Consider the following 14,406-nt stretch of genomic DNA (forward strand, 5'->3'; position numbering starts at 1 on the left):
CCGGCCCGCCGCGGCGGGACACGCCCCGGCACTCACCGGAACGGTGCAGTGCCGGGCCGCACCGGATGCGGACTGCCTCGCGCGGGCGGACCTTCGAAGTATTCGGAGGTTCACCATGGGCTCACCGCAACTGACTCTCTGCGCCGCCGTCGCGGCGTGCGTGGTGACGACGGCATCCGCGTACGCCGCCGACGACCGCGGCGCCGGGACCGCAACCGTCTCCGTCACCCCCGCCGCGGCCGCCCCCGACACCGCGGTCACCCTCCACCTCGCCGGCTGTGATGCCGCACGGGCCACCGCCGAGTCGTCGGTGTTCGCCGGTACGGTGCCGCTGGCCCGGAGCGCCGAAGAGGACGGCCACGCTCTGGCCGGCAGCGCCCGGATCCGTCGTGAGGCCGCGCCCGGGACCTACCCCGTCACCGTCACCTGCCCGGCGGCCGCCGGCCGGGCGGCGGCCGGACGGGCGTCGTCCGGCGCCCTCGTCACCGGGACGGTGCGGGTCGCCATGGCGGCCTCCCACCGGCCCGTACCGGCCGACGACGGCGCCGGAGGCGACCACCGCGCCCCCCGGGCGACCCCCTCCGAACAGGCCGACGCCAACCGCGAACTGAGCAGCACCTCGGCCGTCGGCCTGGTCCTGGCCGGGGGCGCGCTGCTGGTGGTCGCGGGGCAGCTGCTGCGGCTACGGCTGCGCCTCCGGCGTGAACGGGAAGGCGGGGGCAGCGGGGATGCGAACTGACGAGGGAGGGGAGGGAGGGGAGGCGGCGCCGGGCACGGCCGCCGCCCGCGCGGGCCACGGCCGGCTGCTGACCGGCGTGGCCCTCGCGCTGCTGTTGCTGGGGTGGTGGTTCTGGGGACGGGGCGTGCCGGCCGGCGCCCCCGAGCGGCCGCCGGCCACGGGGGACGTCGCCGCCGTCGGGCGCCCACTGGGCCCGGCCTCCCCGCGCGTCCACGACCCGGTCCTCGCCTCCGCCACCGTCCGGCCCACCCGGATCGCCATCCCGGCCCTCGGCGTACGCGCCGGGATCGTCGCGCGCGGCCGCGACGCACAAGGCGACGTCGGCCCGCCCCCGTACACCGCCGCGGACCTCGTCGGCTGGTATGCCGGCGGCCCCGCCCCGGGCGCCCCGGGCGCGGCGCTGCTGGTCGGCCGCCTCGAAGCGGGCACCGCGGCCGAGGCCGATGCCGGTTCCGACGCCGATTCCGCTGCCCACACGGACACCCGCCGCGCCGTGTTCTCCGGGCTGACCGGCATCGAACCGGGGGAGCGGGTGGACGTGCGGCGCTCGGACGGCAGCACCGCACAGTTCACCGTCGAGGACGTCCGGCACTACGACCGCGACCCGTTCGACGCCGGGGAGGCGTACGGCATCCGAGAGGAAGGCCGGTCCGAGCTGCGGCTGATCGCCTGGGGCGGCACCGTCGATCCCGTACGGCGCGGGCACGGGGCGCGGGTGGTGGTCTCGGCCTACCTGACGGGATTTCGGGAGGCGCCGCCGGTACACGGCTGACGGGCCGGGGTCTCGACGGAATCGGTGGAGTCAGGGGCCGGAGCCGGTGGAGTTGGCGGAGTCGGCGCGGGCGGCACTCAGCGCTCCGGAGGTTATCCACAGGCCGAGTTGGGCTCGCGGGCCATGTGCCACGATGGCTGCGGCAGGCGAGGTCCCGCCGGCCGGGTTCCGTGCTCCGAGGGGGGAGTCGATGGACGGCAACGGAAGTCTTCGAGGGGCGGCAGCCGGCGCACCGCCCGACGCCCCACGCCTCTTACGGCCCCACCTTCTCCCACCCCCTCTCGCCGGCGTTCGCCTCCTTCTCCTTCCGCTGCTTCTTCTCCTGCTCGCGGCCCTGCCCCTGCTCACCGGCTGTTCCTCATCCCCCGACGGTCAGGACACGAGTGGGGACGGCCTGCCACCCCGTCCCACCCAACGCCCGCGGTCCATCGCCCCGTTCTGGGTCAATCCGGACGGCACGGCCGCCCGCCAGGTCCGAGCCCTCGCCAAGGACGGCAGGTCCGACGACGCCCGGCTCATCCAGCGGATCGCGGCGCAGCCGGTGGCCGAGTGGATAGGCGTCGACGATCCGGAGGGCCAGGCGCGCGGCTTCACCGAGGCGGCCGCCGCGGCCGGCCGGGAGGCGCTGCTCGTCCTCTACAACATCCCGCACCGCGACTGCGGCAGCTACTCCCGGGGCGGCGCCGCGGACGGCAATGCGTACCGGCGCTGGCTGGGCGGTGTGCTCAAGGGCATCGGCGACCGCGCCACCACCGTCATCCTGGAGCCCGATGCGCTGCCGCATCTCGCGGACGGGTGCACGCCGGCGCAGTTCCACGAGGAGCGTTACGCCCTGCTCGCGGAGGCGGTCGGCAAGCTCAAGGGGCTGGCGCACACCAAGGTCTATCTGGATGCCGGCAATCCGCACTGGATCAAGGACCCGGGCCGGATGGTCGAGCCGCTGAAGCGGGCCGGCATCGACCGGGCCGACGGATTCGCGCTGAACATCTCCAACTACCAGACCACGGCCGAGAACACGGCGTACGGCAAGCGGCTGGCCCCGATGGTCGGCGGCAAGCGCTTCGTCATCGACACCGGCCGCAACGGCAACGGCCCCGCACCCGGCGGCGACGCCCCGGAGAACTGGTGCAACCCGCCCGGCCGGGCGCTCGGGACGCCGCCCACGACCAGGACCGGCGACCCGCAGACGGCCGCCTATCTATGGATCAAGCGGCCGGGCGAGTCGGACGGCACCTGCAAGGGCGGCCCCGAGGCGGGCGAGTGGTGGCCGGAGTACGCCCTGCAACTGGCCCGCAACGCGAAGGAGTAGGACGGGAGGGCGATGCAGACGGGGGAGGGGTGGGGCGGGGGGAGGGGGAGGGGGACAGTGGCGATCCGCTAGCCCCCCGCCGGCGGCACCCTCACCCACACCGCCTTCGACGGCGTCCCGTGGCCGTCGACCGCATGGAGCATGTACCAGCCGGGCGGCACCAGCGACGGGTCCTTGGGCAGGGTGACCGTCACCCCGCTCGCCGTCTTCGTGAAGTCCAGGGCGATGGAGCGCTGTTCGACGTTGGTGACATGGGTGAACGACCCCGGCCGCAGCAGCCGCATCCTGGTGATCGCGGCGCCCCGCTTCGTCCCGTACGTCACCCGCCCGCCCAGCGCCACCGTCTTCGGCCCGGGATCCCTCAGCTCGGGCCGCGCATGCCGGAAGAGGTACGGCGGCCTGTAGAGGTCGATCTGCTGCTGGAAGACGCCGGGCCTGGTGTTGTCCTTGTCGGCGAAGAGCGAGTCGGACCCGAAGGTCATCACCCGGCCGTCCGGCAGCAGCAGCGCACCGGAGTGGTAGTTGCGGCCCACCAGCGGATCGGCCACCCGGTGCGCGGTGTTGGCCCGTGGGTCGTACAGCTCCGCCTTGAGGACGTTGGATTCGCTGCGTCCGCGGTAGTCGCCCGAGCCGTTGGTGGTCAGCACCGAGTCGTCCGGCAGGATCACGCTGCTGGGGTAGCGGGCCTTCGCGTAGAGGTCGGGGCCGTCCCTGAAGCGCGGGCTGGGCTCGTGCAGATCCACGATCCGCGTCTTCGCGGTCGACCGGGGGTCCTCGCCGACCCCGCCCCCGCCGAGCACCATGTACCGCTGTTTCTGGGCGGGTGGCAGCAGCACGGACATCGACGTCTCGAGGATGTCCGGGTCGCTCATCCCGGGTACGGCCCGGAAGCCGTTCGACGTCGGATCCCAGATGCCCGGGGTGCGGCCGAGGTTGTCGGGGCCGTAGCCCGCGTTGGAGCCGGTGTAGAAGATCCGTCCTCGGTCGGTGAGAAAGAGGGCCGGATAGGTGGGGAAGAAGCGCCGCCCGGGGAGGTACGTCCACTTCTTCGTCCGCGGGTCGTAGATCTCGTTCTTGCCGGGGACGACCTGCCCGATGTCGTCCAGCCCGGAGACCGCGAGGACCTTGCCGTTCTGGAGGCCGGTCAGCGTCGGATACCAGCGGGCCTCGTTCATCGGGTCCACGGGTACATAGCGCTCGGCCACCGGATCGAACTCGAACGAGTCCCTGATCCCCTGGAAGTCCTTCTTGTCGAAGGACAGCTTCTGCGCGATGCCGTAGAGATTGTGCGCGTCGACGCCGGTCAGGCCGCGGATGCGGTAGTGGTCCTGGGCGCCGGTGGAGTACGCGCGGCCGTCCTTGAGCGCCTCGACGTAGACCCGGGCCTCGCTGTGCGTCACGGTCACCTTGCCGGTCACCGGGTCCTTGGTCTTCTTCGCCCGCGGCACCACGACCGGGTCCTTGGACGCGAAGGTCTTGCCGTTCTGGTTGCCGGTGAAGCGTGTGCCGGCCGGGAAGGTACGGGGCCCCTCCGGATTCTCGTTGTAGACGATCATGAGGCCGCCGGCCTTCTTCACGTCGCCGCCCAGCTTTTCGTAGCGCCGGGTGCCGCCCGCCACCAGGAGCTTGCCGTCCGGGAGCTGGGTGTGCCCGGAACAGAAGAGGTCCTTGGGGGTGTCGATGTTCTTGAAGGTGTTCCTCTCCGGATCCCACAGGACGGTACGGAACGATTTGGCCCGGAAGTTGGCGGCGTTGTTGCCCGAACCGGCGACCAGCAGCACCTTCCCGGTGTGCAGCAGGGCCGCATGGATCGTGTTGATGCGGTAGGCGTCCGGGACGTCGACGACGTCCCAGTGGCCGTTCGCCGCCTTGTACTCGGGCTTGTTGATCTCGTACTGGTGGTACCGCTCGGAGGCGAAGTCGTAGAGCGCCGGGCCGTTCATCCCGGCCAGCGCCAGCACCACCGCTGTCGCTATCGCCACTCTGCGGACGCGGCGGCTCGGACGGTACTTCATGTCTGACGTCCCCCAAGGGCGATCTGCCTGGTCTGGTCGGCGGCCGGAGAGGCGGCCGGAGAGGCGGCCGGGGAAACGGCCGGAACGGGCCGGTCCGCCGGGCCCGGAGCGGCACCGGCGGTGGCCACCGCCCGCCTCCTGCGCCTCGCCCCGTGGACGGAGGCCCGCCAGGCGACGATCGGTGCGGCCGTGATCAGCAGCGCCAGCGTGGCCCACGTGGTCATCGCCGGATGGCTGTGCCCCAGGACGAACGAGGCACCCAGCAACCCCCCGAAGACCACGAGAAAGAACAGATGCACCCGGAACGTCCCGAACAGCGTGTCCGGACTGGACGCATCGCCCTTCGGCGTCACCACGAACCGGCTCTTGCGCCGCAGTACGGCATCGAGCAGGGCCCGGGCATAGACCGGCGCGGACAGCGCGGACATCACCATCCCGGCGATCCCGCCCGACCCCTGCGGCTCGTGCGGCGAGACATTGTGCCGCCGGTTCCAGACGTACAGGCCGATCCCCAGCGCCGAGGCATTGCCGTAGAGCATCATCCACACCGAGGGATCGATCTGGACGCCCGAGGCGCCCAGCCCCAGGAACAGCGCACAACTGAGCGCCGCCAGAATCCAGTTCAGCGCCGACATCGGATAGAAGATCACCATCATGGTGTAGTGGAAGAACCGGCCGGGCGGCAGCGTGAACGGCGCCTTCCAGAACTGCTTGAGGATCGTCTCGTACGTCCCGCGCGACCAGCGCAGCTGCTGGGTGAAGTAGTCCGTCCAGGCCGTCGGTCCCTCGCCGACGGCGAGCACGTCCGGCGTGTAGACCGAGCGCCATTTGCGGCCCGTACCCGGATTGCGGTGCCGGTGCAATTCGAACCCGGTCGCCATGTCCTCGGTGATCGAGTCGTACAGCCCGCCTATCTGGCGGAGCGCGCTGATGCGTACGGCATTGGACGTGCCGACGAACATCGGCGCGCCGTAGCGGTTGCCGGCCCGCTGGATCAGCGCATGGAAGAGGAACTGCTGCGACTCGGCGGCCTTGGTGACGAACCTGTCGTAATTCCCGTACACCTGCGGGCCGATGACGAAGGCGACGTCCGGGTCGCGGAAGAAGCCCAGCATCCGCTCCAGGTAGTTGGGCAGCGGGACGTGGTCGGTGTCGACGGAGGCGAAGAAGTCGTAGTCGTCGCCGTGGGCGGCCAGCCAGGCGTTGTAGTTGCCGTGCTTGGTCCGGGCGCGGTACGGGCCCTTGGGCCGGTTCCACTCGGCCGTGCCCTTGCGGGTGAAGTGGTGGACGCCCAGCCGCCGGCAGACCTCCCTGACCTCGGGGTCGTCGCCCTCGTCCAGCAGCCAGACGTCCAGCGGCCCCCGGTGGCGCACCCTGACCGCCGCCTCCAGCGTCTTCGTCACCATCGCCAGCGGCTCCTTGCCGGGGACGAAGGTGGTGAGGAAGGCGACGCGGGTGCCGTGCTCGGGCACGACCGGGACCGGGTCGCGGGCGACGAGGGTGGCGTGCGCGTTGGAGAGCACGTTGAGGCACCGGAAGAGCTCTATCAGCCCGATGGAGACGAGCATGACGACGTCCAGAACCGGCATGAATTCATGGGCGGGGCTGACGCGTTGGGTCCAGTGGGCGGGCTGCAGCAGCCAGACCAGCAGGCCGAGGGAGAGCAGGGGCGCGGCGCCCAGCAGCAGGGCCGCCCGGATGCGGTGCGGCTCGTCGGCGAGGAGGGAGCGGTAGCGGACCCGGTACGGCTTGTCCGGGTCGGGCTGGGTGAGTGGCCCGGCCAGCCGGCTGTGGTGCTCGTAGTCGTAGCGCGGCAGCGGTGCGCGTGGCGTCAGCCGCTGCTGCCGGTGCTGGCGGGGTACGCGCAGCCGGGTCGTCGCGGACGGGTCGTAGGGCGTCATCCGGTCGTGCACGGACCGCTGCCCCTGGGCAGGCAGCGGGTCGTACGGATACGCCTTACGGGCGCCGTCAGGCGGCGATGTCATGAGTCCATCCCCCCGCACGCAACACCGGCTTGCGTGCCACTAGCTGATGGCCCGGGTCCTCGGTCCCCGTCGACCGACTCGGGCTCACTCAGTCGGCCCCCGCCCGGTGAGACGGCGACGACTGGGTGGTGGTTGCACGGCGCACCCGAACTGCCCGTTCCCTATGGGGTGTTGGGGCCTGACTCCGGCGTGGCCGCGCTCCGGCGCATCCACCGCACCACGCCCCCTCAGGCGTCGTCCATGCCACGGTAGGGCGAGACAAGGAACGTCCGATCGATTTCGGCCGTCGTCACCCCCTGCCCGGTAAAGCCATGATCTTGCGTTGATGAAGTCCGGCACCGGCCGGCACCGGTCCGCCTGTCGGCGGCGGCCTGTCTGCCGCCGGCAAGGAACATCGCGAGACCCGGCGGGGATCATCGCCACCGCCGTAGCCGTCCCCGTCACCCCCGTCCCGCTCCTCGCCCTGGGGACCGCCGAACCCGATCGCGGCGCCACCGCGGGCCGGATAGCCGGCGCGGGCTATGTGATCAAGGAGCTGCCGGTGGTCGCCGTCGGCAACGTGGAGCGCGCCGGAAGCGGCCGCCGGGCCGCGTCCCAGGCCGACTACACCGTCCGGCTGCCGTCGCCCGACGGGGGCAGGGGCGTCCCCGCGACCTTCCGTGCGGAGGCCGACAAGGGCGTCGCGGACGTGGGGGAGACCTTCTTCGTCGGTTACCCACCCGATCGGCCGCGGCTGGGAGCGGTGGGAGCCGGGGACCGGTCGACCGTCGAGGCGCAGCTGCCCGGCCGTACCCAGCCGGGCGGGGTGTTCCCCTTCGTCTTCGTCTGGGCGCTCCTCGGTGTGCCGTCGCTCCTCATGGGGGCGGCCGTCGCGCCCCCTCCCGGCAGCGACGGCGACTGGGTCGCCCTGCGGGCCACCGTGACCGGCGCGGCGGAGCACGTCGAACCCCGCTCGAACGCCCCGAAGCGCGAGAGCGCGGCCCCGCCCGCTATCCGTGCCTGACGCTGCGCACCGAGGCGGGCGACGTCCCCCTCCACCTCGCCGCGGCATCGCACAAATGTGCCGCGCCGCTGCTCGTCGGCACGGAAGGCGGGCTCCGTATACTCCTCGGTACGGTCCTCACGGTGGCCGCCATGGGCGCGCTGCTGCTCCCGGCCGACGGCGGCCGGCGTCCGTGGACGGCCCTCGCCGGCGCCCTCGCGCCACTCGTCGCCGCGGTGTTCGTCAGGGACTGAGGGCGCACGACAAAGGCCCCTCGCTCGGCGAGGGGCCTTTGTGCTACGTGCGCCGCCAGGGACTCGAACCCCGGACCCGCTGATTAAGAGTCAGCTGCTCTAACCAACTGAGCTAGCGGCGCGCGCTGACCTGAAGAACTTTACACGAACTTCGGGGGTGCCCCGTACCCACGTCCGAACCACCCACACGCACGATCCATGTGACCCGCGTCACTCGCGCGGCCATCCCTCGTTCCTGCCCGGCCGGCAGTCCCGTCATCCCGGGGCCTCCGGCCAGCGGGCCGCCCGAATGGGCCGGTGGAGATCGGGTCCGTGGCCTTGCGTCGCCGCTTGTCCGCCAACATGCGCCATGAACCGCCCGTTGAGAGGCTGAGGCCGACGCCGGGGCGAGTGGCCCCCGGCCCGGGCGAGAGCGCTACGGAACGCCCGAACGAAGCCGGAGGGAGCTGGTGATGGCAGCGCCGGGAAGTGCCACAGACGGCCGCGGAAGCGGCTGCCGGGACGCGGTCCGGCCGCGCCCCTCGGAGGTCGGCGCCACGCCCACTTCCGGCGCAATCACTGGTCCGAAATGTTCCGCAACACACGGAACGTCCCCGTGCCTCGCTCTTCCACGCCCTCGCCAAACGCCGCCCCCGGATGGCGTCCGTCACTCCTGCCCCACCTCCAGCAACCCCACCGCGCGCGTCGTCGTCTGCCAGGACGCGCGCCCCGGAATCGGGTCTCCCGGGACTCGCCCCTCCTCGGAAAGGTTGATCGTCGTGGTGTCGACAGCCAAGCGCACCCTTGAGATGCAGCTCCTCATAGGACCGCACGACGCGGTCCCGGTGGCCGGCCGGTTCAGCTACCGCAGTGACCGTCCCTATGAGGTCGAGGTCGACTTCATAACCCGCGGCCGGTCGGTCGCCACCTGGCTGTTCGCCCGCGATCTGCTGCTGGGCGGCCTGCGCGACGAGACCGGAGAAGGGGATGTACGGGTGTGGCCGTTCCGGGACCCGGGCGGGCAGCGCCGTATCCACATCGAACTGTCCACCGACGACAGCGTCTGCGAGCTGTCGGTACGTGCAACGGAGCTGACCGCATGGCTGGAGCAGACGGCGGCCATCGTGCCGCCCGGCCGGGAGAACGAATACCTCGACATGGATACCCATCTGGCCCGGCTCCTCGCGGGAAAGCGCTGATGACGACGACGCCGACCACCACACAGTTCGACGAGATGACGCCGGCCGCCCCCGCCGGCCCCCGCCTCGGTCTGCCGCCCGCGCCGCGCACCCCGCTGTGCCGCCCCGCGGACGCAGCGACCGGCCCCGGTGCGGACCCGGGCGCCGCGCCCTCCCCGCCGCCCCCCTCGTCGTCTCCGTCTCCGGCCCCTTCCCCGTGCGGGCCGGCGCCGCACGAGGCCCGTGCGCACGGCTTCCTTCCCGAGCGGCCCCCGGTCCGTTCCATGATCGGAACCTGGACCCGGCTGGACGCCATGGCCCATGCCGCGGCCGCCGCCCCGTGCCAAGAGGCCGCCATCGCCGTCGTGGGAAGCGCCCACCGCGCCGACGAGTTGAGCGCCCTACGGCAACGCGTCTCCCGCCTCTCGCCACGCAATGCGGAGGCCGCGGCGATGCGGGTCGCGGTGATCGCTGTCTCCTGCGGCTGGAACGGCCTCGACCCCCAGGCCCCGGCCGCCCGCCGGATCGCCGACGAGGCGTTCCTCGACCTGTGGGCGGCGGTCGCTCATCGCATCGATCACGACCAGTTCGTCGCGCTGCCCACCCTCGCGCTGCGCAACTGGGCCCCCGAACGCAAACCCCGCAAGCACATCCCCATCGACCAACTGGCCCGCACGGAAGCGCTCGTACCCATCGTCCGCTGGGCCCCGCAGGGCCAGCCGCTCAGCCGCCTCGACCGCCTGATGCTGGCCGCGACCCGCCTGGAGGCCCACGGCATCTGGCTCTTCCGGCTCGCCGAGACCCTCGCGGGCCGCGCCCCCGACGACTCCTCCACCCCGACGGCCCTGCGCCGGCTGGTCCGGGTCCAGCTCGCCCTGCGCGCCCAACTCCGTTCCGAGGCCGCGGCACTGGCCGCCGCGCCGACGACCCCGCAACAGCGCGCGGTCCTCGGTGCCCTCGCCGAACAGGGCGCCCTGGAGCCACCCGTCCTCCAGGCCGCCGACGCGGTCCTCGGCGTCGGCGGCCGCCGGCCGGGCGACGGCCGGCGCCAGCTCCTGCGCCGCCACCTTCCCGCACCCCAGCGCGCCTGGCTGAACGCGATGGAGCGGCACTGCGCCCCGGTGCGCACCCTCGCCCACCGCGGCGGTCCCGACGCCGCCACCTACCGCGAGGCCCAGGAATCCCTGATCGCCCTCCGCCGCGCCTACACCTCCCTGGTCCACGCCGCTGCCGACCCCGCAACGACCTCCTTGTCGGCGGCGGCCTGACTTCACGGCGTAACTCCCTTGAGGGCGCCCCCCTGCCGCCGGGACGCGCCCCGGCGGCGGGGCATCGCCGTCGCGACGTGGGGCCGGGCCCTGTCCGTGCAGTGGGGGAAGCAGATGCGGCCGGGGAAGCAGCTGTCCTTGTCATTGGTCTGGACATGCCCAACCTCCCTGATTAGTCTGCCGTTTGGTCTAGACCGCACATCGTCGGCTCATGGAACTCCCCCCACGTTCTTCAGGAGCGAAGCATGCGCAAACGGATCAGTGCTGCCGTGATCGGCCTCGGCGTCCTCGGTGTCTCCTTCCTCGCGACCGGCAGCGCCTCCAGCCACGGCTACAGCGATGCACCTCCCAGCCGTCAGGCGCTCTGCGCCAACGGAACCGTCAAGGACTGCGGCGCGATTCAGTACGAACCGCAGAGCGTCGAGGCGCCCAAGGGCTTCCCGGCCGCCGGGCCCGCCGACGGAAAGATCTGCTCCGGCGGGCACGACAACTTCGCCGAACTCGACGACCCTCGCGGCGGAAAGTGGCCCGGCACCAAACTCACCCCCGGCCAGGGCTACACCTTCACCTGGCGGCTGACCGCCCGCCACTCCACCACGGACTTCGAATACTTCATCACCAAGGACGGCTACGACCCGACCAAGCCGCTCACCCGCGCCGACCTCGAACCCGAACCGTTCATGACCGTCCCGATGGGCGGCGCGCGACCGGGCGAAACGGTCCAGCACCAGGGCACCGTGCCCACCCAGAAGTCGGGGCGCCACATCATCCTGGGCGTCTGGAACATCGCCGACACGGGCAACGCCTTCTACGCCTGCTCGGACGTCGACCTCTCCTGAACCCGGACCGCCGGGCCTCCCCGCCTTCCCCCCCCGGGGAGGCCCCCGGCGCGTCCGCCGTCCCCACGGGCCACGGAAGCCTCCACATCTGACGTGACGTCAGCTACCCTCCGGCGCCATGGCAGCCCACCGCACCAGCGACCGGAACACCCCCGCCGCGCCCGGCGGCCCCCCGACCGTCGCGGAGCTCGTACGGGCACAGTGGGGCGACCACCGCACCGCCGTGAAGTCCGGCGCGGTCGCGCTCACCCACCATGAGGCGGCCGCCGGGGCGGCCACGCGGGCGGCGCTGCTGCGGGAGCTGCTGCCGCCCGGGGCCGAGCCGCACATCGCGGTGCTGCTCGACAACGTGCCCGAGTACCCACTGTGGCTCGCCGCCGCCGCGCTCGCCGGGGCCGCCGTCGCCGGCATCAACCCCACCCGCCGCGGCCCCGAGCTCGCCCGCGACATCGCCCACACCGACTGCGCCCTGCTGATCACCGAACGCACCCATCTGCCGCTGCTGGCGGGCCTGGAACTGCCGATCCCGCCCGAACGCGTCCTCGTCGTGGACGACCTGGCCTACCGCGAGCTGCTCACGCCCTACGAGAACGCCCACCCCGACGAGATCACCCGCCGCTGCGCCCCCACCCCCGCCTCCCGGCTGCTCCTCTACTTCACCTCCGGCTCCACCGGCGCTCCCAAGGCGGCCATCTGCACCCAGGGTCGGCTGGCGGCGGCCGGGCACTCGCTCGTCGGGTACTTCGGCGTGCGGCCGGACGATGTGCACTACCTCTGCATGCCGATGTTCCACGGGAACGCCGTGATCGCCGGCTGGGCACCGGCGCTGGCCGGCGGCGCGGCCGTCGCGCTGCGCCGTCGCTTTTCGGCCTCCGCCTTCCTCCCGGATGTCCGCCGCTACGGCGCCACATACTTCACCTACGTCGGCCGCGCCGTGCAGTATCTGCTCGCCACCCCGCCCGCCCCCGACGACCGCGACAACCCGCTGCGCACGGGATTCGGCACCGAGGCGGGAACGGTCGACGCCGCGCGCTTCGGCGACCGGTTCGGCGTGCGCCTGATAGAGGGGTACGGCTCCTCCGAGGGCGGCGCCGCACTCCAGCGCTCACCGGACACCCCGCCCGGCGCCATCGGGCGGCCCGCCCCCGGCGAAGATCTCGCCGTCGTCGACCCGGAAACCGGCGCCGAGCTGCCCCGCGCCCGCTTCGACGCCGACGGCCGGCTGCTGAACGGCGAGGAGTCCATAGGCGAACTGGTCAACCGCGGCCGCAGCTCCTTCGAGGGCTACTGGCGCAACACCGAGGCCACCGCCGCACGCACCCGCGGCGCCCCCGGCGGGGGGACCGGCGCGGGCTGGTACTGGACCGGCGACCTCTTCTTCCGCGACACCGAGGGGTTCTTCCACTTCGCGGGCCGTACCGACGACCGGCTGCGGGTCGACAGCGAGAATCTCGCCGCCGCGATGATCGAGAACATCCTCGCCCGCTACCCCCCGGCCGCCGGCGTCGCCGTGTACGCCGTGCCCGATCCGGTCGCCGGCGACCAGGTCATGGCAACCCTGGCGGTACGGGACGGCGCGGCATTCGACCCGGAGGACTTCGTGGCCTTCCTCGCGGCCCAGCCCGATCTCGGGACGAAGATGGCGCCCCGCTTCGTACGGACCGTGGCCGCGCTCCCGGTGACCGCGACCAACAAGGTGCACCGGGTCGCCCTGCGCCGGGCCGGATTCCGCTGTCCCGAACCGGTCTGGTGGACGCCGATGGGGACGGGCCCCACGGAGGCTCCGGGACCGGCCGCCCCGGCCGGGAGCGCGTACCGCCGCTTCACCGACGAGGACCACGCCGCGCTGCTGGCCCACTACCGCGATCACGGTCGCGACCATCTGCTGGAGAGGTGAGAACGCCGAAGTGGGCGTCCCCGGAAAACCGGGAACGCCCACTTCACAGGTGCGCCGCCAGGGACTCGAACCCCGGACCCGCTGATTAAGAGTCAGCTGCTCTAACCAACTGAGCTAGCGGCGCGCGCTGACGAAAGAAATACTACCTGGTCCGAAGGGGTGCTTCCGACCACGCCCGCGCGGCACGAGGGAGAGCCGGGACCGGCCGCCCCGCACCCCGCTCAGATCGCCAGCGACAGCAGGACCGGAGCGGCCTTGCGGTTGAGGGCATCGGCGGCCTGGCGCAGACGGTGGGCGTGCTCCAGCGGCATGGACAGTGCGAGGCAGCCGACCGCCGAACCGGCCGTGATCGGTACGGCCGCGCAGACCGTCCCGACGGCGTACTCCTGGAGGTCGAGCACCGGGACCGTCGGCGGCTGGCTGTCGAGCTTGTGGAAGAGCACCTTCTCGTTGGTGATCGTCCGGGATGTGAGCCGGGCGGTCTTGTGGCGCGAGAGGTGGTCTTTCCGGCCATCGTGGTCGAGCTGCGCGAGCAGACACTTGCCCACCGCACTGGCGTGGGCGGTGCGGCGGAATTCGGCCCACTCGTTGACCTTCGGCGCCAGCGGCCCGTCGGCGTAGTGCAGGATCTTGACCTCGCCGTCGATGTACCGGCTGATGTAGACCGCCGCACCCACCGTGTCGCGCAGCTCGTCGAGGGTGACCTGCAGCTTGTCCCGCAGGGCGTGGTGCCGGTCGCCGCCGGAGCCCAGCAGGAGCAGCGATTCACCGACGACATACGCACCGTCCGAGACCTGCTCCACATAGCCCTCGCGCCGCAGCATCGACAGCATGTGGGCGAGGTGGCCCGTGGGCAGGCCCGTTTCGCGGGCGATCTGGGCGTCGGTCACGCCGCCGGCGTGCTTGGAGATGGTTTCGAGCACGCGAAGGGCGTATTGCACCGAATGGAACGGCGCGGTCGGCTCGGGCTTCAGCGCCACGGTGTCCCCCTAGCAGGTTGTTACCGCTTGCGTCGTCACCTCGTTGGCGGACAACGGGGCTCGTATCACGATAGCGGTCAACGGCCCTCGATGGAGGGGGTCTTGACCGAAAGACGATGCCGTTTACGCGTCTGTGCAGGGGAGAGTTTCCCTGGCATATGCCAATGGAATGGTATGAGGCCGCCGGTGCGCCGGGTGGGTCTCCCAAA

General features: G+C 72.2%; 11 protein-coding genes and 2 tRNA genes. 8 read left to right on the forward strand and 5 right to left on the reverse strand.

Annotated features, from left to right (window positions below; all coding sequences use genetic code 11):
• The first annotated feature begins 115 nt into the window (after positions 1–115).
• From ACIRPT_RS06960 to ACIRPT_RS06970, 3 genes are all read left to right on the forward strand, one after another.
• Positions 116–739, forward strand: coding sequence for a hypothetical protein (locus ACIRPT_RS06960; protein WP_403823460.1), 624 nt, complete (start codon positions 116–118; stop codon positions 737–739).
• Positions 729–1,511, forward strand: coding sequence for a sortase domain-bontaining protein (locus tag ACIRPT_RS06965; protein ID WP_403823463.1), 783 nt, complete (start codon positions 729–731; stop codon positions 1,509–1,511). Before ACIRPT_RS06960 ends, ACIRPT_RS06965 begins: the two co-directional genes overlap by 11 nt.
• Positions 1,512–1,701: 190 nt before the next feature.
• Complete coding sequence (locus ACIRPT_RS06970) at positions 1,702–2,820, forward strand: glycoside hydrolase family 6 protein (RefSeq protein ID WP_403823466.1); 1,119 nt, start codon at positions 1,702–1,704, stop codon at positions 2,818–2,820.
• 68 nt (positions 2,821–2,888) lie between these two features.
• Here the strand turns inward: ACIRPT_RS06970 and ACIRPT_RS06975 are convergent, their stop codons facing one another.
• Positions 2,889–4,835, reverse strand: a complete 1,947-nt coding sequence (locus tag ACIRPT_RS06975) for a galactose oxidase-like domain-containing protein (protein ID WP_403823469.1) — start codon at positions 4,833–4,835, stop codon at positions 2,889–2,891.
• Complete coding sequence (locus ACIRPT_RS06980; protein ID WP_403823471.1) at positions 4,832–6,820, reverse strand: glycosyltransferase family 2 protein; 1,989 nt, start codon at positions 6,818–6,820, stop codon at positions 4,832–4,834. Before ACIRPT_RS06980 ends, ACIRPT_RS06975 begins: the two co-directional genes overlap by 4 nt.
• Before the next feature lie 325 nt (positions 6,821–7,145).
• Here ACIRPT_RS06980 and ACIRPT_RS06985 point away from each other — a divergent pair, with 325 nt between their 5' ends.
• The gene (locus ACIRPT_RS06985) at positions 7,146–7,823 is read left to right on the forward strand and encodes a hypothetical protein (protein WP_403823474.1); all 678 of its coding nucleotides are present in this window, start codon (positions 7,146–7,148) and stop codon (positions 7,821–7,823) included.
• Positions 7,824–8,104: 281 nt separating this feature from the next.
• Here ACIRPT_RS06985 and ACIRPT_RS06990 read toward each other — a convergent pair.
• Positions 8,105–8,178, reverse strand: a tRNA-Lys gene (locus tag ACIRPT_RS06990).
• Between the two features lie 636 nt (positions 8,179–8,814).
• Here ACIRPT_RS06990 and ACIRPT_RS06995 point away from each other — a divergent pair.
• From ACIRPT_RS06995 to ACIRPT_RS07010, 4 genes are all read left to right on the forward strand, one after another.
• The gene (locus tag ACIRPT_RS06995) at positions 8,815–9,234 is read left to right on the forward strand and encodes an SsgA family sporulation/cell division regulator (protein WP_403823476.1); all 420 of its coding nucleotides are present in this window, start codon (positions 8,815–8,817) and stop codon (positions 9,232–9,234) included.
• Positions 9,234–10,481 (forward strand): hypothetical protein, encoded by a 1,248-nt coding sequence (locus ACIRPT_RS07000; RefSeq protein WP_403823479.1) that lies wholly within the window; start codon positions 9,234–9,236, stop codon positions 10,479–10,481. The genes ACIRPT_RS06995 and ACIRPT_RS07000 overlap by 1 nt, the downstream gene beginning before the upstream one ends.
• Before the next feature lie 245 nt (positions 10,482–10,726).
• Positions 10,727–11,320 carry a lytic polysaccharide monooxygenase gene (locus ACIRPT_RS07005; RefSeq protein WP_403823482.1) on the forward strand — a complete coding sequence of 198 codons (594 nt, stop codon included), beginning with the start codon at positions 10,727–10,729 and terminating at the stop codon, positions 11,318–11,320.
• A gap of 118 nt (positions 11,321–11,438) precedes the next feature.
• Complete coding sequence (locus ACIRPT_RS07010; protein ID WP_403823485.1) at positions 11,439–13,217, forward strand: AMP-binding protein; 1,779 nt, start codon at positions 11,439–11,441, stop codon at positions 13,215–13,217.
• Positions 13,218–13,267: 50 nt separating this feature from the next.
• Here the strand turns inward: ACIRPT_RS07010 and ACIRPT_RS07015 are convergent.
• Both ACIRPT_RS07015 and ACIRPT_RS07020 read right to left on the reverse strand, forming a co-directional pair.
• A tRNA-Lys gene (locus ACIRPT_RS07015) sits at positions 13,268–13,341 on the reverse strand.
• A 97-nt stretch (positions 13,342–13,438) separates the two neighbouring features.
• The gene (locus ACIRPT_RS07020; RefSeq protein WP_403823488.1) at positions 13,439–14,197 is read right to left on the reverse strand and encodes an IclR family transcriptional regulator; all 759 of its coding nucleotides are present in this window, start codon (positions 14,195–14,197) and stop codon (positions 13,439–13,441) included.
• Positions 14,198–14,406 lie beyond the last annotated feature (209 nt).

Source organism: Streptomyces sp. NPDC101227, assembly GCF_044767545.1.
Taxonomy (GTDB): Bacteria; Actinomycetota; Actinomycetes; order Streptomycetales; family Streptomycetaceae; genus Streptomyces.